Annotated in this window: 16 protein-coding genes, 1 tRNA gene and 3 pseudogenes; 10 read left to right on the top strand and 10 right to left on the bottom strand. The window is 42.4% G+C overall.

Annotation, left to right across the window (positions count from 1 at the left end):
• Positions 1-48 precede the first annotated feature (48 nt).
• From V7K85_RS13320 to V7K85_RS13330, 3 genes are all read left to right on the top strand, one after another.
• The gene (locus V7K85_RS13320) at positions 49-615 is read left to right on the top strand and encodes a DUF2127 domain-containing protein (protein WP_442940581.1); all 567 of its coding nucleotides are present in this window, start codon (positions 49-51) and stop codon (positions 613-615) included.
• Positions 616-748: 133 nt separating this feature from the next.
• The gene (locus V7K85_RS13325; RefSeq protein WP_334814129.1) at positions 749-2,155 is read left to right on the top strand and encodes a 1-acyl-sn-glycerol-3-phosphate acyltransferase; all 1,407 of its coding nucleotides are present in this window, start codon (positions 749-751) and stop codon (positions 2,153-2,155) included.
• A gap of 357 nt (positions 2,156-2,512) precedes the next feature.
• Positions 2,513-2,872: a hypothetical protein gene (locus V7K85_RS13330; protein WP_334814130.1), complete on the top strand. Its 360-nt coding sequence runs from the start codon at positions 2,513-2,515 to the stop codon at positions 2,870-2,872.
• Between the two features lie 82 nt (positions 2,873-2,954).
• Here the strand turns inward: V7K85_RS13330 and V7K85_RS13335 are convergent.
• The 5 genes and pseudogenes from V7K85_RS13335 to V7K85_RS13355 form a co-directional block, all read right to left on the bottom strand.
• Positions 2,955-4,127: pseudogene (locus V7K85_RS13335) on the bottom strand (sulfate ABC transporter substrate-binding protein).
• 283 nt (positions 4,128-4,410) lie between these two features.
• Complete coding sequence (locus tag V7K85_RS13340) at positions 4,411-4,698, bottom strand: hypothetical protein (RefSeq protein WP_334814131.1); 288 nt, start codon at positions 4,696-4,698, stop codon at positions 4,411-4,413.
• On the bottom strand, positions 4,649-4,810 hold the full coding sequence (locus tag V7K85_RS13345) for a hypothetical protein (RefSeq protein WP_334814132.1): 162 nt from the start codon (positions 4,808-4,810) through the stop codon (positions 4,649-4,651). The genes V7K85_RS13340 and V7K85_RS13345 overlap by 50 nt, the downstream gene beginning before the upstream one ends.
• Positions 4,811-4,822: 12 nt before the next feature.
• Positions 4,823-4,981 (bottom strand): 2Fe-2S iron-sulfur cluster-binding protein, encoded by a 159-nt coding sequence (locus V7K85_RS13350; RefSeq protein WP_334814133.1) that lies wholly within the window; start codon positions 4,979-4,981, stop codon positions 4,823-4,825.
• An 18-nt stretch (positions 4,982-4,999) separates the two neighbouring features.
• Positions 5,000-5,110, bottom strand: coding sequence for a DUF3598 family protein (locus V7K85_RS13355; RefSeq protein WP_334814134.1), 111 nt, complete (start codon positions 5,108-5,110; stop codon positions 5,000-5,002).
• Between the two features lie 212 nt (positions 5,111-5,322).
• Here V7K85_RS13355 and V7K85_RS13360 point away from each other — a divergent pair, with 212 nt between their 5' ends.
• Positions 5,323-5,517: a hypothetical protein gene (locus tag V7K85_RS13360; protein WP_334814135.1), complete on the top strand. Its 195-nt coding sequence runs from the start codon at positions 5,323-5,325 to the stop codon at positions 5,515-5,517.
• 130 nt (positions 5,518-5,647) lie between these two features.
• Positions 5,648-6,835: an FAD-dependent oxidoreductase gene (locus tag V7K85_RS13365; protein ID WP_334814136.1), complete on the top strand. Its 1,188-nt coding sequence runs from the start codon at positions 5,648-5,650 to the stop codon at positions 6,833-6,835.
• A 1,320-nt stretch (positions 6,836-8,155) separates the two neighbouring features.
• Here the strand turns inward: V7K85_RS13365 and leuD are convergent.
• The 3 genes from leuD to V7K85_RS13380 form a co-directional block, all read right to left on the bottom strand.
• Positions 8,156-8,764: a 3-isopropylmalate dehydratase small subunit gene (leuD, locus tag V7K85_RS13370; protein ID WP_334814137.1), complete on the bottom strand. Its 609-nt coding sequence runs from the start codon at positions 8,762-8,764 to the stop codon at positions 8,156-8,158.
• A 76-nt stretch (positions 8,765-8,840) separates the two neighbouring features.
• Entirely contained in the window at positions 8,841-10,244 is a 1,404-nt protein-coding gene (gene leuC, locus V7K85_RS13375) for a 3-isopropylmalate dehydratase large subunit (RefSeq protein WP_334814138.1), read from the bottom strand.
• Between the two features lie 129 nt (positions 10,245-10,373).
• Entirely contained in the window at positions 10,374-10,556 is a 183-nt protein-coding gene (locus tag V7K85_RS13380; protein WP_334814139.1) for a hypothetical protein, read from the bottom strand.
• Here V7K85_RS13380 and V7K85_RS13385 point away from each other — a divergent pair.
• Positions 10,549-11,919 (top strand): annotated as a pseudogene (locus tag V7K85_RS13385) (ATP-binding protein). The gene V7K85_RS13380 and the pseudogene V7K85_RS13385 overlap by 8 nt on opposite strands.
• Positions 11,920-12,124: 205 nt before the next feature.
• A complete protein-coding gene (locus V7K85_RS13390; RefSeq protein ID WP_334814140.1) occupies positions 12,125-14,209 on the top strand; it encodes a hypothetical protein in 2,085 nt (694 codons plus the stop codon).
• Between the two features lie 129 nt (positions 14,210-14,338).
• On the opposite strand, the gene V7K85_RS13395 is transcribed toward V7K85_RS13390, so the two are convergent.
• Positions 14,339-14,411: transfer RNA gene (locus V7K85_RS13395), tRNA-Val, on the bottom strand.
• A 143-nt stretch (positions 14,412-14,554) separates the two neighbouring features.
• Between V7K85_RS13395 and V7K85_RS13400 the strand changes: the two genes are divergently transcribed.
• Positions 14,555-15,145, top strand: a complete 591-nt coding sequence (locus V7K85_RS13400; protein ID WP_334814141.1) for a metal-binding protein — start codon at positions 14,555-14,557, stop codon at positions 15,143-15,145.
• Between the two features lie 38 nt (positions 15,146-15,183).
• Positions 15,184-16,005, top strand: coding sequence for a nucleoside triphosphate pyrophosphohydrolase (gene mazG, locus V7K85_RS13405; protein ID WP_334814142.1), 822 nt, complete (start codon positions 15,184-15,186; stop codon positions 16,003-16,005).
• Positions 16,006-16,483: 478 nt separating this feature from the next.
• On the opposite strand, the pseudogene V7K85_RS36520 reads toward mazG, so the two are convergent.
• Positions 16,484-17,980: pseudogene (locus V7K85_RS36520) on the bottom strand (aldehyde dehydrogenase family protein).
• Positions 17,981-18,392: 412 nt separating this feature from the next.
• Here V7K85_RS36520 and V7K85_RS13420 point away from each other — a divergent pair.
• Positions 18,393-20,285, top strand: coding sequence for a sensor histidine kinase (locus V7K85_RS13420; RefSeq protein ID WP_334814145.1), 1,893 nt, complete (start codon positions 18,393-18,395; stop codon positions 20,283-20,285).
• Positions 20,286-20,356: the final 71 nt, after the last annotated feature.

Here is a 20,356-nt window from a genome sequence, read left to right on the forward strand (position 1 = left end):
TATGAAGCTGTCAGGAATAGCGTAATACTCAAAATTGAGTTTACTTGTTTGGACAAAGGGGAAAATGGTAAAGATGGGGCGATTAAGTATTGCTACAATAGGCGTCTTAGTTGGCATCATCCAGAGCCAGTTAATCAAAGTTGGGCTTATATATACTTAGGGGGTTGTTTGAAAAAGCGTCCATTGGGATTAATGGCAATTGTTTTTTACAAATCATTTACTGCCTTGCTGCTTATGGTTACTTCGCTCGCTTTATTATTGACATTAAAAAATTATCAAACTCTAGAGGTTTTTTCAGAAAATTATGTTTTAGAAGGAAAATCGATAATTATTGATTGGCTTTTAAAGAAAGTTATTAATTTAAATCCCAGAACTTTGGCATTTAGCGGCATTGGAACAGGAATCTATGCTATTGTTACTACTATTGAAGCCGTTGGTTTATGGTACGAAAAGCGCTGGGCACATGTCTTGGTGTTAGGACTTGTCGGTATCAGTATTCCACCAGAGATTTATGAATTGATTCTGGGTATCTCTACTATAAAAATATTGATTTTCTTGTTGAACTTAGCAGTGTTTGGCTATTTATTCCGAAATTTTCCTAAACATGCAAAATAATTTTTTATCCGATATTTAGGTCTATCGTTGAAGAGGTAAAACTGAGCGATGTCTAACTATAAGAGGCTGCGGGTCTACGCAAAACCAAGACCTCACGTTGTACAATCGCTAGAAATACAATCTGGAGAGCGACTTGCCTAGATCGATTCAGTCTACTCAACCACCACTGAAATTTATTCCCCAACGGTTGAACCCGCTGGTACTCAAGATTGTTCGGTGGTTACTGCCGATCGCACTACGGTTCCGCACTCGACCTTGGCTAACGGCTGGTATTGTCCGTGTTGAAGCCAAAAATGTTGAGGTATTAGCTGAACTTTATCAACAATTTCAGGCTGGAAAGATTCGCTTTTTGTTAGCATTTCGCCACCCAGAGGTAGAAGATCCTCTGTGTATGCTGTATTTGCTTTCTCGCATTGTGCCACAGGTTGCTCGTCAGGAAGGTATTAGACTGCGATCGCTTGTTCACAGCTATTTTCTCTATGACCGGGGGATGACGGTTTGGGCTGGAGATTGGCTGGGTTGGTTGTTTTCTCGGATTGGAGGTGTGCCGGTTCATCGTGGTAGGCGACTAGATCGCCAAGCTATTCAAACAGCACGGCAGTTGTTTGCTAATGGCGAACTACCGATCGCAGTTGCACCGGAAGGCGGTACTAATGGTCATAGTGGTATTGTTAGCCCACTGGAACCTGGTGTTGCTCAATTGGGATTCTGGTGTGTAGAAGACTTGCAAAAAGCCAACCGTTCTGAGACTGTGATCATTGTGCCGATCGCTATCCAATATCGCTACGTTGAGCCACCTTGGTTTAGACTGGATTGGCTATTGAGTAAATTGGAAGCTGATAGTGGCTTGCCGATAATAGAAATTGATTCGGGCGAGCGCGAAGAGATTTACTATCAACGCCTGTGTAAATTGGCTGAATATCTGATTACCGAGATGGAAGAGTTTTATCGTCGCTTCTATCATCAAGACATCCCAAAAACCATCTCAACTGATGAATCTGCTAGTCCTAATCAGGTGTTGATTGCCCGACTGCATCGCTTACTAGATAAGTCTTTACAAGTTGCCGAACAATATTTTGGAGTTCAGGCGCAGGGTAATTTTATTGACCGCTGTCGCCGTTTGGAAGAGGCTGGCTGGAATTACATTTATCGGGAAGATTTGCCAGATATTAATGCTTTACCACCCTTTAAACGTGGTTTGGCAGACTGGATTGCCCAAGAAGCAGACTTGCGAATGCGGCATATGCGGATAGTGGAAAGTTTTGTTGCAGTCACAGCTAGTTATATTCAGGAACAACCGACTGCGGAACGGTTTGCGGAAACAGCTTTGCTTGTATTCGATATGCTTTCTAGAATTCAGGATACAACGCTTCCGGGGCGACCGAGGTTAGGTTTGCGACAAGCACAAATCACCGTAGGGGAACCAATTTCAGTTACTGAACGCTCTCAAAATTGTCAGGGCGATCACTATGCAGCTAGACAGGCTGTGAGCGATTTGACAAAAGATTTGCAAATCGCTTTAGAAAAAATGATTGGTTGATTACCGATTGTCTGCTTCTTGCAGGGTACGGTTGCTTGGAGTTGATTAACGGGGTGTTTCTGGCTACTGAATAATCCGCTTTCAACGCTTTTATCAAACCTTCGCCACTTTTTGCAACACAATTTATATGACTCTAAGGGGTAATAGTACCCTTAGGGGTACTATTAAATACATTTTTTAGTTGATATCGTAGCTTCTTTAGTAGAGCAAAAGAGGTAACTTGCCTTCTAGCTTGCACTAAAAATTACAAATTGAACAAAGAAAATTATCATGAATTCACTAAAAAAGTCCATGTACTTGGCAACTATTTTGGCATTTACTCTGTCATTTCTGGTGTTCTGTTTCCCTAGATCAGCGATGGCAATTCCAAGCACCTTTGCTACCTTAAGTATCACCGAAGAAGCTCAAATTAGTGCAGGTAACTTCAGTATCAATAAAACAATTCCTTTACAAAGTAAAACAGTTGTTCGCTCTGCTAAACTTTTCTTACCTATTGGTGAAACTGGAACAATCAATAAGATTCAAATTACTGGTCCAAATGGACTTGAATTCGGTTGTCAAGATATTAAAGTAAAGGACGGTGTTGATTTAATTAAGGCCTGTGGTGGCCCTGGTGCTTTAGAAGGAGGAGGAGAGATTAATTATGTAGCTGAAGGAAGTGATTTTGAACCGGAACTTAACACCAAGCTAAAAGTTGTTTTATCGGATGATTTCTAGTCAATAGTTCGTCGCTTGTAGAGTGGGCATTGTAATGCCCACTCTACTGGGCTCTATTCTGTAATAACTGCAAGCCTAATATTTAAAACTTTTTCGCTCGAATTTTGTCAAATATTGCACCTTCATCAAAGAATTTCTTTTGTATTTCATCCCATCCTCCTAAATCTTGAGCTTTGAAGATAGTTTTAATTTTGGGAAATTTGCCTTCCACTTCTTTTGTAACAGTCAGGTCAACGGGACGAAATCCTAATTTGGTAAACTCTCATTGCGAGTCTGGGGTGTAAATAAATTTGATAAACGCTTCCGCAATCGGGCGAGTACCGTGTTTATCGACATTTTTGTCTACAACAGCAACAGGATTGTCGATAGAGATATTGACATCAGGCACAACATATGAAATTTTATCGCCATTTTCTGCTGATAAAATCATCTCGTTTTCATAGTTGAGCAGAACATCACCTAGACCATCTTTGAAAAACAGTTCGCTGGCATTGCGAGCAGTTTTAGGTAATAAAGGTGCATTATTATAGACTTTGGAGATAAAGTCTATTGCTTGATTTTCATTTCCGCCAGTTTTTGTCACAGATCCCCAAAGACTAAGGAAGTTCCAGCGAGCACCACCAGAGGTTCTAGGGTCAGGTGTCACCACATTTACGCCATCTCGTGCTAAATCTACCCAAGTTTTGATATTTTTGGGATTACCTTGACGGATAGCGATCGCATCTAGAGATTTGGTAACAATTGCATCATTAGGCGCTTCTTTTTCCCAACCCGGTTGAATAAAACCTGCCTCAACAAGTTTATTAATGTCAAGGGCAAGTGACAGATGTACCACATCAGCTTCTTTACCGTCAATCACGGCAATAGTCTGGGAACCTGAGCCATCATAGCTTTGATTGAAAGTGACGTTTTGGTTATGTTCTTTCTTCCACTGTGCGATAAATTTGGGAATGATCTGCTGGTATGCTGCACTAGTAACGGAGTAGGAAACAAACGTTAGGGTTACATCACTCTGGGAAGTTGCACTAGCATTACCAGTATTATTGACATTACGTGGAGAGCAGGCAGCCATCACGATACTCAAGCTAACTCCGACCAAGAATAGGGATGCAACACCCCACGCAGAATACTTGTACAACCATCGTATTAGTTGTACGCGCCACTGTCTTGCAGCGTGTAAAGCTTTAACAATATAAGTCTGAACTAATTCAGTCAAATATCTCCTTGATTTAGGAGTACGTTGCCCCTGGTTCATCAAATTTTTCCCCTGAATCTGCGGTAACTTGAGCTAGATACTGTAGTTAAGGGGCATTATAAAACATTGGTTAAGGATAAATAACTTTTTATAAGGGAGATACCGAAAACCCTTTAAGTCATCGAATAGACCTCGTGCGGCGGGCTACGCCAACGCCAATAATGCGATAACCTTTCAAAGACGGAGAGGCAAATATATCATCAAGTTTGCGTCCCACAGCAAACTTCTCTTCAGGTGTAATTAAGGCTACAACGGGTAAAGTGGAATTTTGACCAGCATTTGGTTATGCATCTGCAATGCCTTGCCAACGAGCTAACCAAAATATCACAATTAATACCCAGGATACTATGACTATCTCATTGACTAGCGATCGCACAAACGTAACTAAGCGCAGTTGCCCAGAACTAAATTCAGCCAGAGATTTTAGCCGTTTAGCTGTCCATGAGCTTTCGCGTTGGATTGCAGAGATGATGCGACTCAGTAGTAATTGGCTTGCAGAGACTACCGGATCACTGATGATCTTAATTAACCATAATGTTGCCTGAATGGCGTAGCTTGCCGCCGTAGGCATCGCAGCTAGAAAAAAAGCGATTGCACTTTTGCATATTGCCTAGCCATCGCACATCCCGAATCGCCGCAATAATATTAGAATATGCTCCACAATGGCAAAAGTTTCCACTCATCTTTTCTCTAATTTATGCCTCCGATTTTGGCGGTTCTTCTAATATCATTTCCACTGCTGATACAATTTGACCCGATGTGCAATAGCCACATTGAAAAGCATCATGGGTAATAAAGGCTGTTTGCATGGGGTAAAGTTTACCATCTTGTGCTAATCCCTGAATTGTGGTCAATAATTCGTCATCAATTTTTCAAATAGAAATTCGCTTCTCAACTATTAACGTTATGCCTTTTAATTTTCCATCTTCTGTAAAAATTTGGCTAGTGCGACATCTATTATCATTATTTACAAGATTAATCATTTCCGTTATCAATAATTGTCCCGTCGCTTTATTCCAGGTATTAAAAATGATAATTTTATCTCCATGTTCACGGGCAATAGCAAGGTTTTCTATCTGTTTTTACTTTATACATTAGAGAGCGGCACTCATGGAAAAATATTTTATATTTCTTCACTCACGGAGTTTCACAAAACTAGCACAGCCATATTCCGCATCCCACAAGCTAATCGGGCGTGTTGGCAAATTTTCACACACAAGTTTTAATTGTGCCGATTGAAGCTGGGATGGCAATTGTATTGTGGATTGTGATTGTGATTGTCGCTCAAAGCTTTACAGCCACCCCGTCACGTAGTAAAGCTATAATTGGGATGCAAGAGAAGCCAGATACACTTCGGAGCGATCGCAATGGCAGAATTAATGATTCATAGTAATGTTAGAGGTAGGCTCTAAATAACATTTGGATCATATGCAAAAATCTTATATTTAAAAATCTCTATTTAAGATTTGATATAATTCCCTACTAAATATTGTTTTAGCCCATCTAATAAACCTAATAACATGGAAAATCTAACTCAGAAATTATCCAAACCGATAGTAGAGAAAGTTGCCATTGTCGGTGCTGGCCCAGGTGGTTTGGCTGCTGCTATAGCATTGAGAAGCCAAGGGATAGACGTTCAAGTGTACGAAAAAGCCCAAGAATTTCGTCCAGCTGGAACTGGACTAGGACTGGCTCCTAACGGCTTGAATTTTTTAGATGCGATCGCGCCGGGAATAGTCGAATCCCTCAAAAGTTCAGGATGCGAGGTTCACCACACGGTTTTAAAGAATATTCAGGGAGAAACAATCCGAACTAACGCAACCAAATACTTAGAGCAATATGGACAACCGTTGTTGACTGTTTGGTGGTATCGTTTGCAGCAAGTTTTAGCGTCTAGATTGCCATCTGACATCATTCACCTCAATCATCGCTGCATCGGCTTTGAGCAAGATGAAAACGGTGTGGAAATTAATTTTGATGGCGAAAAATCGGTATATGCAGATTTGCTGATTGGGGCTGATGGCGTCAACTCTGTAATTAGAGAAACTTTATTTGGCGAGGGTAAGCCTAATTATATTGGTAGTATGTGTTGGCGTGCCGTTATCAAATATCACTACGAGCTATTTAATGACTATGAACTAGTTTTTGTCAAAGGCAATAAACAGTTTATGTACATTCTCAATGTGGGCGGCGGCTATACCAGTTGGATTAGTCGGAAGTTATCGCCTGAGTACTCTCTTTCCCACAGTGCTGATCAAGTGAAATCTCGCATTCTCCATGAATTAGCTGATTGGGATAAATCCTTTCGGGCGGTGGTCGAAGCGACACCAGCCGAGCAAATTTGGGAGGGGCCAATTTGCGATCGCTCTCCGTTGACTCACTGGAGTCAAGGCAGAGTTACTCTTTTAGGCGATGCTGCTCATCCAATGGCACCTGCGATGGCACAGGGAGCAAATACCACTTTTGAAGATGCATACGAACTGGGAGAGTGTTTTTCCCAGTCAGCTAATCTCCAAGAAGCTCTCACCAGCTACGAACAGCGTCGCATTGAGCGGACAAAAATCATTCAAGCTCGTAGTGCTTTGGGTGAGATGCGCTACTACGACGACACATCGACATCTCCTGGACAGACACAGCAACGGCAAATAACGCTCAATGAAGATTTTTCTAAATGGTTGTATAATTACAAGCCATCTTTAACAAGTTAAATCTTACTGTTACAAATTGAGATTGCGGAAGGCATTGCTAGTTTTTTTCAAAGTAACAACATAAATTTGAGAAATGAGCTAAAAAAGTTAAACTTAGTGCTAATCTTCTCGAGTAATTTGAGGATATCAAAAGTGACTGTTTTTAGTCAAGTCCTCAAACACAATAAATTCGTTGCATAGTTGAAAATTATTCGCGAAAAATTTAACACAACTTAATCAAAATATTAAGTTTGTTAATATAAGAAATTTCTCTAGTTTTCCATGTAGTAATGAAAGCATAGATATAGCGATCGCTTGACAATTAAACTAAGAGAGATTGCTCTATATGATTGCTCTGATTTAAATTTATCAGAATCGATATTCTTCTAATTAAATCGCAAATTCACACAAATAAACGCAGATAAATTATCTTTGTGACTGCTATAATTTAAAGGCACATCAAATCATAATATCGTCCAGAGTTGTGTTTGGACGCGGGTCGTTTTTATGAATTGTGTACCGACAGTTGAATAAACAAAAAGGAAGAAAAAATGAGCAATCTATATGCTTATTTTGGTTTTGCTATGCTGACACAGCTAACTACCCTAGGGTTAATCATCCTAGGGCTTAGCATTGTGTCATTAGGACATTAAGCAAGGTTTAGAATATACAGGTTAGCAAAGTGCCAACTTTACTAACTTACATAGTGGTAGAGTTTCAATGTTATTTAGGAACTCTACCCTTTTTTAGCGCAATTCTATTATAGCAAGAATTAAAGCTAGTAATATATGTGATTGAATTAGATATATTACTGAACATATGTGATCTAATTATATAGATTAAATAATTCATGTTTGACTGTAATACTGTATATCCTATGTAATATGTCTATGACTTTAAGTAAAAAAGTCACTTTTTAATCTGCAATTAAATTGCAAAATCAGACTCATTCCTAACTTAAATATGAAAATTAAGGCTGTAGGGCTACTTAACTCAACTGTCAGTAATAGAGACAGAGCCTCAGATCAGGATTTGGACGCAAGACACTTTAAGGGCACAACAATGTTGTACCTGAAATCTAGCTAGTGAGTCAAGATAGTGACTAAGGTGACTTAAACATTTTTGAGGGAGAAACAAGCCTCAAACCCATGCAGGGTAAGGGAGATACACCAAATGCTCAAAAATAGCCCAAACCCAGAATCAATAAACCAAGCAAAACGATATCAAGTTTTGGCTTAAGTTGACACCAATGAACAATGTTGTCCCCCTACGACGAAAAAGCTATATCTTACACTTGAAAGTCTGAAACTTAGTTTCGAGAGAAACAAAAGAATCACACTTCTAACTCGCGGCTAAATTGCCCCAACCGAGGTAGGGTAATTTTGCAGCAGTTGCCCGAACTTGGTCAGCATTCGCCACCAACTGACCGCAAGCATCCCAAGTCCCAGAAATAAATGTGCTTCTAGTCCCTTCTTCGATCGCAACTGCGGCAGTGTAATCACCAATTTGCACTTGCAAGGTTTCCAAATTCACTGTCACGGCAGCTTGAGGATTGGCAGCCACTAACTCTTGCAGTTGTTTAACAGTAGCAGCATCGGCTGTCAGACAAGGTATACCCATCGCCACACAGTTACCGAAAAAGATTTCGGCGAAACTTTCACCGATTAAAGCTTGGATTCCCCATTTTGCGATCGCTTGGGGTGCATGTTCTCGTGATGAACCACAGCCAAAATTTCTATTGACTATTAAAATCTTCGCGCCTTGGTACTGGGGTTGGTCAAAGGGATGTTCACCTTTGAGTGCTGTCCGGTCATCAATAAACGCGCCTTCGCCTAACCCATCAAAGGTAACGGCTTTCAAATATCGCGCCGGAATAATCCGATCGGTATCTATATCATTGCCCACTAAAGGTATACCGCGCCCTGAAACTGTTTTAACTTCACTCACCATAAATTTAAATTTTTACTTGAATTATTGAGATTTCTCCATTCCCCTCCCCGCAACTGAGGAGGGGTTAGGGGTGGGGTTAGAGCAACTCGCGCACATCAGAAACTTCGCCTTTAATCGCAGCAGTGGCGACCATCGCCGGACTCATTAACAATGTCCGACCGGAGGATGAACCCTGTCTTCCTTTAAAGTTGCGGTTAGAGGAGGAAGCACTGATTTGTCTTCCTTGTAGCTTGTCGGGGTTCATGGCTAGGCACATGGAACATCCCGGTTCACGCCACTCAAATCCGGCTTCCTCAAAGATTTTGTCCAGTCCTTCAGCTTCCGCCTCTTCCTTTACCCTTTCAGAACCAGGGACAACGAAGGCTTTGATTCCCTCTGCAACGTGGCGACCTTTGGCGATTTTCGCAGCTTCCCGTAAATCACTAATTCTGCCGTTGGTGCAACTACCAATAAAGCAGACATCTATTTTGGTACCCTTGATGGGTTGACCGGGGAACAAATCCATGTAGCGGTAAGCTTCTTCGGCAATGAATCGGTCTTCTTCAAGCAGTTCTTCCGGTTGAGGTACTGACTGGTTGACACCGATACCTTGACCGGGAGTAATCCCCCAGGTAACAGTAGGAGAAATTTCAGCCGCGTCGAATACCACTACATCATCGTATTGGGCATCAGCATCGCTCTTGATCGAATCCCACCAAGCCACTGCTTTATCCCAATCTACATCTTTGGGTGCAAAATCTCTGCCTTTGAGGTAATCGTAGGTGACTTGATCGGGATTGACGTAGCCGCATCTAGCACCGCCTTCGATCGCCATATTGCAAACTGTCATCCTCTCTTCCATATTCATTTGCTCAAATGTCGTACCTGCAAATTCGTAGCCATAGCCTACGCCACCTTTAACGCCAAGGGTGCGGATGATATGCAGGATGACATCTTTGGCGAAAACTCCAGGGTTGAGAGTGCCGTTAACTTCAATTTTGCGGACTTTCAGTTTAGAAAGGGCAAGAGTTTGGGAAGCGAGAACATCCCGGACTTGGCTAGTACCGATACCAAATGCGATCGCACCAAATGCCCCATGACTGGAAGTGTGACTATCTCCACAAGCGATCGTCATTCCTGGCTGGGTGATTCCTAGTTCTGGAGCGATGACATGAACTATACCCTGACTGCCAGAACCAATGTTATAAAAAGTTATGTTATTTTCTTGACAGTTATTTTCCAGCGCCTGAATCATTTCCTCTGCCAAGCTATCGGCAAAGGGACGCGCCTGATTTTCTGTGGGCACAATATGATCGACTGTGGCAACGGTACGCTCTGGAAACAGTACTTTTAGACCCCTCTCACGTAACATAGCAAAAGCCTGGGGACTGGTGACTTCATGAATTAGATGAAGCCCGATAAATAGTTGCGTCAGCCCTGAGGGAAGTGTACCAACGGTGTGTAAGTCCCAAACTTTGTCAAACAGGGTACCTTTGCTCATACGTCAATCAATATTTAAAGAGTCCGGTCTTAAATAGTATCAAAAAAAAGTATAGGTTTTTGCAGATAACTTAATATTACTTACATCTTTACACTCTTATTTCTCTGTGTTCTCAGCGTCTCTGTGGTTTCAATCTTCTTTAACGAACCGCAGAGGCACTGAGAACACAGAGGAAGAGAGAACAGAGGTAATATCAACCTTTGAGGCAGCAAATCCGAAATATTGAGATGCAAAGATGTAAATAACTTTATCCTTTTGCACAAGGATATCTAGGACAATACGAGATAATTGCACTACCAGCTTTATGCCCATAGATTTACGGGAATTTTATCAAGTTAGCGACCCCAGCAGAACTCTGTTTGTCAACAATAGCTCTGATGGCAAGTATTACATAGATTTTTCTTCAGTCCGAGGTGGTGATATTCTTGGCAAGCTGAAGCAGAAAATTACTTATTTGAAGCCCAATGAACCCACCTGCACTTTATTTACTGGGCATATTGGTTGTGGTAAATCGACAGAACTATTACGGTTACAGGCAGAACTGGAAAAATTAGGCTTTCACGTCGTCTATTTTGAGTCCAGTGATGACCTGGAAATGACCGATGTCGATATTGCTGATGTGCTGCTGGCGTTGGCGTAGCCCACCGAAGGTATCGCTCGTCGGGTGAGTCAAAGTCTGGATAAAATTACACTGGAGTCACCCAATAAGTTTAATAAGTTGCTCCAAGGGGCTTGGAAGGTCTTAAACTCTGAGGTGACGGGGGTAAAAGTTAAGGTTCCCAATGTCGGCGATTTTGGTGTCACCTCTGAAAAAGAAAAACTTTCTCTGTCTGTAGGCATTGGGGAAATCACTACCAAGATGAAAAATGACCCAACGCTGCGAGAAAAACTCAATCAGTATTTGGCACCGCAAAAAACTAAACTGCTGGAAGTGATTAATCAAGAATTGTTGGAACCTGCCGTGGCTAAACTCAAACAGCAGGGTAAAAATGGTCTGGTGGTAATTGTCGATAATCTTGACCGTATAGATAATCGTGCCAAACCTTGGGGTCGTCCGCAGCAAGAATATTTATTTGTCGATCAGGGTGAGTTTTTGACAAGGCTTAATTGTCATCTCCTCTACACTATGCCCTTGGCTTTGAAGTTTTCCAATGATTACGGAATGCTGACTCAGCGTTTCCCAGAAGATCCCAAGGTATTACCAATGGTACCTATACAAAGGACTGATGGTAGTGTTCATGTAGAGGGAATGGCACTCATGCAGCAGATGGTATTAGCTAGAGCTTTTCCTGACTTGACACCAGAGGAGCGTTTAAATCAAGCTACTGAGATTTTTGATAGTGCTGCTAGCCTAGAGCGGTTATGTAAAATGAGCGGTGGTCATGTGCGCGACGTGCTGAGGCTGCTGAATACCTGGATTATGGAAGAAATGAGTCTTCCCTTAACCCGTGACACCTTAGAGCAAGTTATTCGTTCTCGTCGCAATGAAATAATGTTGCCGATTTCTGATGATGAGTGGCAATTGTTACGTCATGTCAAGGAAAGGAAAAAGGTGAGTGATGACCAGGGATATCAAAAACTGATCCGCAGTCGGTTTGTGTTTGAATATCGGGATGGTAGCGAGTCTTGGTTTGATGTTAATCCCATTTTGGCTGAAGCAAGGGAGTTGCAGTGAAGTATCTTTCGCTTACCTACTCACCCGCCAGGGATTAAAATCTCTGGCTAATAGCTAAAGTCCTCTCAAGAGGACTAATAATTGCTTCCAGTCCACTTTAGTGGACTGGAAGCAATTAGCCTTGCACTTGAGTGCAAGGCGGGATATGTTGACTCAACGTCAAAATATATGGTAAAAATTCGCACCCGAAAAGCATATTAGCTTTATGAGTACACAGCAACCACCAGAAGATGACCATGTAAATAGCAATCGCTCTGTTGCACAATTAGCTTGGGCGATTGAGTCCTCTGTGGGACAGTTTAAGCTGATTTTGTCCCGGTGTAATTATGCTAGTTTGCGCGATCGCCTCATCCAGAAATTGCGGGAAATTTGTCAAGTCGAAATTCGTGTTTTGGCAGTGCAGCAATCTCGCAAAACTCTTTATACTGCGATTCAGGAAGAATTCGGCGAAGAAATACCAGCCTGTGTGATGGTTGTGGGTTTGGAATCAGTGCAGAATTTGTCTGTGATGTTAACTTCTGCTAATCAGGTGCGGGAAGAGTTTCGCAAGAATTTTGCTTTTCCCTTAGTATTGTGGATTGACGATGAAATCTATAAGCAACTAATCCAGCTTGCGCCGGATTTGGAAAGTTGGGCAACTACGAGAAATTTTGACATATCAACACAAGAATTAGTAGATTTTATCATCGAAACTGCTAATCAATGGTTTAGTAAGAACTTAAAACTTAGTAAAGATGTATATATCAAACTGGAAAATGAGTTAGAAACAGCGCAAAGATATTTACTCAATCAGTCAGATGTTTATAATTTAGAAATTAAAGCTAAGTTAGAATCTTTATTAGGTTTTGTTAAACAGATAAATAATCACAAAGATTCGGCTTTAGAGCATTATCACAAAGCTTTAGAACTTTGGCAGGAAAGTAATAATTTAGAAAAACAAGCAACCATCCTCGGTGAGATTGGCGTTTGTTATTATCTCAAAGCTTTTAAACATCAAGATATCAATCATCCAGATTGGCAAGCGACTTGGTATTATGTTCAAGAGTATATTAAATTTATTAACCAGTTTCAAAGTCCAGATTTAATTGCTAATGCAGTAGTTAAATTCGGTGATATCTTGCGAGACTTGCAAAAGTGGGAAACGTTGCAGAGTCTTTCGGAAGAAGCTTTAGTAATACATCAAACTAACAACCAGCCAAGGGAATTAGCCAAGGATTACAGTTTTTTAGCTGAGGTGGCTTTGGCTCAAAAAGACTGGGTAGAGAATAAAGCTATAGAGGTTAATACTTTAGAAGGGCATAGCAGTTCGGTCTATAGCGTCGGATTCAGCCCCGATGGCAAGACACTGGCTTCTGGCAGTAATGACAAGACGATCAAACTCTGGGATGTCAGCACAGGCAAAGCCATCAAAACCCTGACTGGGCATAGCAGTACGGTCTTAAGCGTCGGATTCAGCCCCGATGGCAAGACACTGGCTTCTGGCAGTAATGACAAGACTGTGATTTTATGGGACTTGGATTTTGATAATTTATTACACAGTAGTTGCAACTTGCTGAATAATTACTTCATTGCCCATCCAGAAGTCTTAGAAGAATTGGAATCATGCCAAACTCCATCACAGAAGGCGCTGGGGGCGACAGTGTTAGTCATCCAAGGTGAGAAGTTAGCGCGAAATGATGATATTAATGGCGCTGTTGAAAAGTTCCGCCAAGCACAGCAGTGGGATAATAAATTAAATTTTGATTTCCAGGCGAGAGCAAAAGAGTTTCTCAACAAAGGCAAGGCTGAAGGCTCAGTTGATGAAGGAAACAGCCGCTTACAAGAGAAAAAGTTTAAGGAAGCGTTAGCAGATTATACCGAAGCTCTAAAGTTTGATCCAAAAGTCGAAATTCCTGTTGATTCTTGGAATACACTATGTCGCCAAGCTAGTCTGCAAGAAGGTAATGGTATGGAACTAATGATTTTCCGCTTGCCAGTTTTTATAGAGCCAGCGTTGCAGTCTCTAACATCGGTATCTATTTACTACTATCTACAAAAACAAGCCGCTGATGTGTTATCAGCCTGTGAACAAGCTGTTGCATTTGCACCTGAAGATGGCAACATTCGTGATAGTCGTGGCTTAGCTAGAGCGCTGACAGGCAACTATCAAGGGGCAATTGAGGACTTTGAAGCATACATCGCCCAGACTGACGATAAAGATAGTAAAGCACAACGGCAGCGCTGGGTGAAAGATTTACGGGCGGGGAAGAATCCGTTTAGAGATGCAGAGATTAAGAAATTACAGAATTAGTGAGACATTGTGCAAAAAAATTAAGTCACGATCAGATTCGCCAGCGTCCTCTGCCATAGTTAGGAAATACCACAAATTAAAAAAGGCTAGAAACCGCATTTAAGCTGTCTCTAGCCTTAATTTACTTAATGGGCAGTACCAGACTCGAACTGATGACATCCTGCTTGTAAGGCAGGCGCTCTACCAACTGAGCTAACCGCCCTTTTGACTAATCCTTTATTAATATAGCAAAATATTTCGCGTGGCGCTAGTAGTTTTGGGAAAATCTTTTTTTCTCTTATACTGACTCAGTATTCAGTTACTCAGCACGGGCTAAACGCCCCGCTATCGCTAACAGGATTTAGGATGCCCTCTGGTCGAACGCACGATCGCATTACTATGTATGCTCTGCCATTGGTGGCGGGCGTTACTTTCTGGCAGACTCGCAGTAGCAATGCGACTTTGTTGGTTGCAGGCGGCTTTTTATTTGGAGGGCTGATGTTTGGCCCCGATTTGGATATTTACTCTGTGCAATTTCAACGCTGGGGTTTCTTGCGCTGGATTTGGCTACCTTATCAAAAAAGTCTCCGTCACCGTTCTTTTTTATCCCACGGGCCGATTATTGGCACGATTCTACGGATACTTTATCTCGGCTGTTTGCTAGCTATCTTGGCAATTTTCGTTTTGACGATCGCCCAAAAGTTATGGAATCTGAGCTTTACTTGGCAGGATTTGGGACAAACTGTGGGGCGATCGCTCGTGGATTACGATACTGAATATATCGCCCTCTTTTTGGGGTTGGAACTCGGTGCGATGAGTCATTCTCTCAGCGATTGGGGCGGTTCGGCATACAAGCGCTTTCAAAAACAGGGCGTTCGGGGGTTGCTTCCTAGTGGCAAAATCAAGAAGCGGAAAGTGACGCGGAGTGGTAGTCGTCGGCCGAAGATAAAAAAATAATTTTTTAAACGCAAAGGTACGCAAAGGTACGCAGAGGTATGGAAGTGAATCAAAATGAGACTTTGGCGGCGTTGCAGGAATTGATTGAGGTGGTGGCGAAATTGCGATCGCCTGATGGGGGTTGTCCGTGGGATTTGGCACAAACTCCCGAAACGCTGACGCCTTATGTGATTGAGGAAGCTTATGAGGTGGTGGACGCGATTAAGAGTGGGGATAAAAGTGCGATCGCCGAAGAGTTAGGCGATTTATTATTACAAGTGGTACTGCAAGCCCAAATCGCTAGCGAATCTGGACAATTTTCCCTCAAAGAAATAACTCAGGGGATTTCCCAAAAGTTGATTCGCCGTCATCCCCATGTGTTTGGTGATGTGTCGGTGGCAAGTGTGGATGAGGTGCGGCAAAATTGGGAACAAATCAAAGCTGCGGAAAAAGGCGAAGCATCTCCAGAGGCGCAAAAACTTAGTGCTAAACTCGGTCGTTATGGGCGCACCCTTCCCCCACTGACGGCGGCAATGAAGATTTCTCAAAAGGCTGCGGCGATCGGGTTTGAATGGGAAAATATTCAGGGCGTTTGGGATAAGTTTCATGAGGAGTTGGGAGAGTTTCAGCAGGCTTTAGCTGAGGAAACACCAGAACGACAACAAGCAGAATTAGGCGATTTACTGTTTGCAGTTATTCAGCTAGCTCGTTGGCATAATCTTGACCCCAGCGCTGCTTTGCAAGGCACAAATCAGCGATTTGTGCAGCGATTAGAAAAAATGGAGGCAGTTGTTAACCGTCCCCTTTCTGATTACAGTTTGGATGAGTTAGAAAACTTGTGGCAACAAGCAAAAGCCCAACTTGCCAAAGAAGGCTCATGAGTTAATTTCCAATTCCGATAAGAGTTGTAATCTCGTTAAGACTGGGATTGCTTTGCTCCCGCAATCACAAAAATACATTATTTTGCGTAAGTCCTGTCTAATTTAGTAAACTTCATATTCAAAAGTATTCGTTACAGTAGCCTGAGCAGCAGCCCAAAAGTTTGGTGTGAAAAGGAACAATTTACATTTGTACTCTAGTTCATTTTATGTCCAGTCTTATAGTACTAAAGTACTATTTGTTAGCGATCGCATTGTGCCAGTTGCGTAAGTCCTGAAAATAGCCAATCGGGCTTTTTCTGGCAGCCATAAGTTGGCGAAATCTAGTAGCGATCGCATTTATCATTAGAATTTTCTTAGGGTTGTATGCAACGTCTATTTATCATGCCCACCCCATATCAAATATCACGTTCATCCCCCTAAAACCGATTTTTTTCAGATTTAGGGGGATGAACATGGCTAAAGCTAGACTCAAGTCGAACTACAATTTGATGGTAACAGTCTTAACTTCGGTATATTGCTGCAAGCCATATTCGCCGAGTTCCCGACCAATACCACATTGCTTAAATCCACCGAAGGGTGCAGCAGGATCGAATACGTCGTAGCAGTTTACCCACACAATACCAGCCCGGAGATTGTTCGCAATTGTGTGTGCTTTGGTGATATCCTGAGTCCACACAGCGGCGGCGAGTCCGTACATTGTGGCATTCGCCCGTTGAATAACTTCGTCGATATCTTTGAATTTGATGATACTCATCACTGGGCCAAAAATTTCCTCTTGGGCAATCTTCATGTGATCGCGGACATCGGCAAAGACTGTGGGTGCGATAAAATAACCCTTGTCGCCGACTTGATTACCACCACATAGCATCTGGGCACCTTCGCGCATTCCAGATTCGATATAGCTCATCACCCGATCAAATTGGTCTTTGTCTACTTGCGGCCCTTGTTGTGTGTTGGCATCGAAAGGATTCCCGACAACCCGCGCTCTAGCTCTTTCTACAGTTCTGGCGACGAACTCGTCATAGCATTTTTCTTCGACAAATAACCGCGAACCAGCACAGCAGCATTGCCCTTGGTTAAAGAATATGGCATCGTGGGAACCTGCGATCGCTGCATTCATATCCGCATCGGCAAAGACGATGTTAGGACTCTTACCACCCAATTCCAAAGTGACGCGTTTCAGATTACTTTTGGCAGCTGCTTCCATAATTAGATGCCCGACTTCAGTGGAACCAGTAAATGCAACTTTGTCAATATCCATGTGACGAGCGATGTCTGACGACAAGCCGCTTTGCGTCTACGCTGCCCCAGCGGTTGGGCCGTATCCTGATAAAATATTCACCACACCAGGGGGAAAACCAGCCTCAATAATCAATTCACCTACTCGCAGCGCTGATAATGGTGTTTGTTCCGCTGTTTTGAGAACTACAGTATTACCAGTTGCCAAAGCCGGTGCTAGCTTCCACGCCTGCATCATTAATGGAAAATTCCACGGGATAATTTGACCAACTACACCTACAGGCTCATGGCGAGTGTAGCAGAAGTACGGCCCATTAATTGGGATGGTTTTACCTTGAACTTTATCAGCCCAGCCTGCATAGTAACGGTAGCAGGCGATGACGAACCCCAAGTCAATTAACGATTCTTGTAATGGCTTACCGTTATCGAGAGTTTCTAGCCGCGCCAACTCATCGACATTCTGCTCAATTAAGTCAGCTAGCTTGTAAAGCAACTTGCCGCGACGGGTAGCAGATATTTTTCTCCATTCTCCACTAATGAAAGCAGCACGGGCTGCTTGTACTGCTTTATCTACATCCAGGGCGTCGGCTTCTGAGACTTCGCAGATTACCTCGCCTGTAGTCGGGTTAATTGTTTCAAATCGGCGATCGCTGACACTATTTACCCACTCATTGTTAATCAGTAACTTAGTTGGGCCAATTTTGACCTGTTGTCCTGGTACTGTTGCTGTAACCATCAGTCCCTCCTTAAGTTATAAAAAAATTTGCTTAAATCTACTTATTACGTTTGTTGCTGTATAGTACTCTAGGTGGATTTCTTTATGAATTATTTATTTTATAATAGTAATCAAAGCTTAATAATATCGCTATATTCTGTCTAACTCACTTTGTAAAATTTAGATTGGAAAAACAAACCTCTATCTTCTGAACAACTCTTCAGAGAGCGGACTTTAGCGTACATTTGGAATTATACTTGCTTAATGTTTTCTCTAACGTGCGCTTCTTAGTGTTAGTACAGTTTTGCGTAAAAGCGTAAGTTTTTAATGCAGGGGAACGCATTAACAATGCCAATTCATTGTTAATGCAGGGTATTACCAAATTTAATTCGCTACGAATTAATGAAATGCTGTAGTTAGCAAAGTGAGCAATATGGATGTAGACGATTTTAGTCAACAAGTTGAGGCATTGCGCTCACGGGTGACGGGATTATTGCAAAGTACTGCAAGTGAGCCTGACTCACAACAAGAGCTAACAGTAGAAGCTTTTGAAGAACTTCAAATCGCTTTGGAAGAACTTAGAATCGCCTCCGAGGAACTACAAACAACACGAATAATAGTAGAGACCGAGCGTCAGCGCTACCAAGAATTATTTGATTTTGCGCCTGATGGTTACTTAGTAACTGATACCTATGGCACTATCCTTGAAGCTAACCGTGCTGCTACCATACACCTGAATATTTTACAGCGATATTTGATTGGTAAACCGCTGCTTACTTTCATCGCCAGGTCAGATCATCAAGCTTTTTTTAATTACCTAACTCAGTTGCAGCAAATCGACCGGGGTGGGGAATGGGAAGTGTGTTTACAACCACGGGAAAAAGTCTCTTTTGATGTTGCCTTGACAGTAGTTACCGTCCGTAACCAGGAAGGTAAGCCAGTTACTCTGCGCTGGCTAATGCGCGACATTAGCAAACGCAAGCATTTAGAGTCAGAGCGTGAGCAGTTATTTGCCAATGAGCAAGCCGCCCGGATTACAGCCCAAGCAGCACAGAGGCGCTCTGATTTCCTGGCCCAAGCAAGTAGTGTACTAGCATCTTCCTTAGACTACCGCACCACCCTAACTAGCGTCGCGCAATTGGCAGTGCCTACCCTCGCCAATTGGTGTATTGTAGATGTGGTTGAAAATAATTCCTTAGTCTTCAGTAACCCAGTCATAGCTGCATCTGAACCGGAGTTGGAAGCACTAGTACGAGAACTGCGACAACGCAATCCAATTTCTGTCGATGCTGATTATGGACTACCGAAGGTTTTACGGACTGGTGAGCCGGAACTAGTTACAAACATTCTTGAGTCTTCATTACAGAGAAGTGCATGGAACGAGGAAGACCTGAATCTACTGGAAGTTAAGTCTTATATGGTCGTGCCATTGCTGGTGCGTAAACGCAAGCTAGGGACAATTGTATTTGCGTCTGCACAACCAGAACGCCATTACACTATTGTAGATTTAGCAATGGCTGAAGAACTTGCCCAACAGGCAGCGTTTGCCATTGAAAATGCCCAGCTTTATCGGGAAGCCCAAGATGCTAACCGAATTAAAGACGAATTTTTAGCGATCGTCTCCCACGAACTTCGTACACCTCTCAACTCCATGCTGGGTTGGGTTCAATTAATACGTAATCGAAAATTGGACGAGGCAATTACCTTTAACGGACTGGAGATAATCGAGCGGAATGCTAAACTTCAGAGCAAACTGATTGAAGATATCCTGGATATTTCACGCATTGTCCAAGGTAAAATCCGTTTAAATAACCGTAAAGTTGGCCTTGTAGTTGTAATAAACGCAGCGATTCAAGCTGTACATCCCACATCTGAGATTAAGGCTATTCAAGTTGAGTCTAACCTTGATCCCTCAGTAGGTGAGGTTATAGGTGATGCAGAGCGCCTCCAACAAGTCGTCTGGAATTTGCTAACCAACGCCATCAAGTTTACACCCAACGGGGGGCGAGTTGAAGTGTATCTCAAGCAGGTAAACTCAAATGCCCAGATAACTGTCTGTGATACAGGTAAGGGAATTAGTGCTGACTTTCTACCTTATATATTTGAGCGCTTCCGTCAAGCTGATAGCACAACTACTAGAGCAGACAATGGTTTGGGGCTGGGACTAGCAATTGTGCGCCACTTAATAGAAATGCACTCAGGCACAGTTTACGCAGTTAGTGAAGGGGAAGGACGGGGAACAACATTTACAGTGCTGTTGCCTCTAGTAAAATCGCAACGAGAGCAGTTAATTAAAGAGAGTGAAGTAGTGCGATTCGTTGATTAGTAAATCGCGGTATTCAGCCCGTAAATAACTAATCCAGCCCGACAGCAGATTACTGTCACTAAAGGCTGAAC

Source organism: Nostoc sp. (genome assembly GCF_036917615.1).
GTDB lineage: Bacteria > Cyanobacteriota > Cyanobacteriia > Cyanobacteriales > Nostocaceae > Nostoc.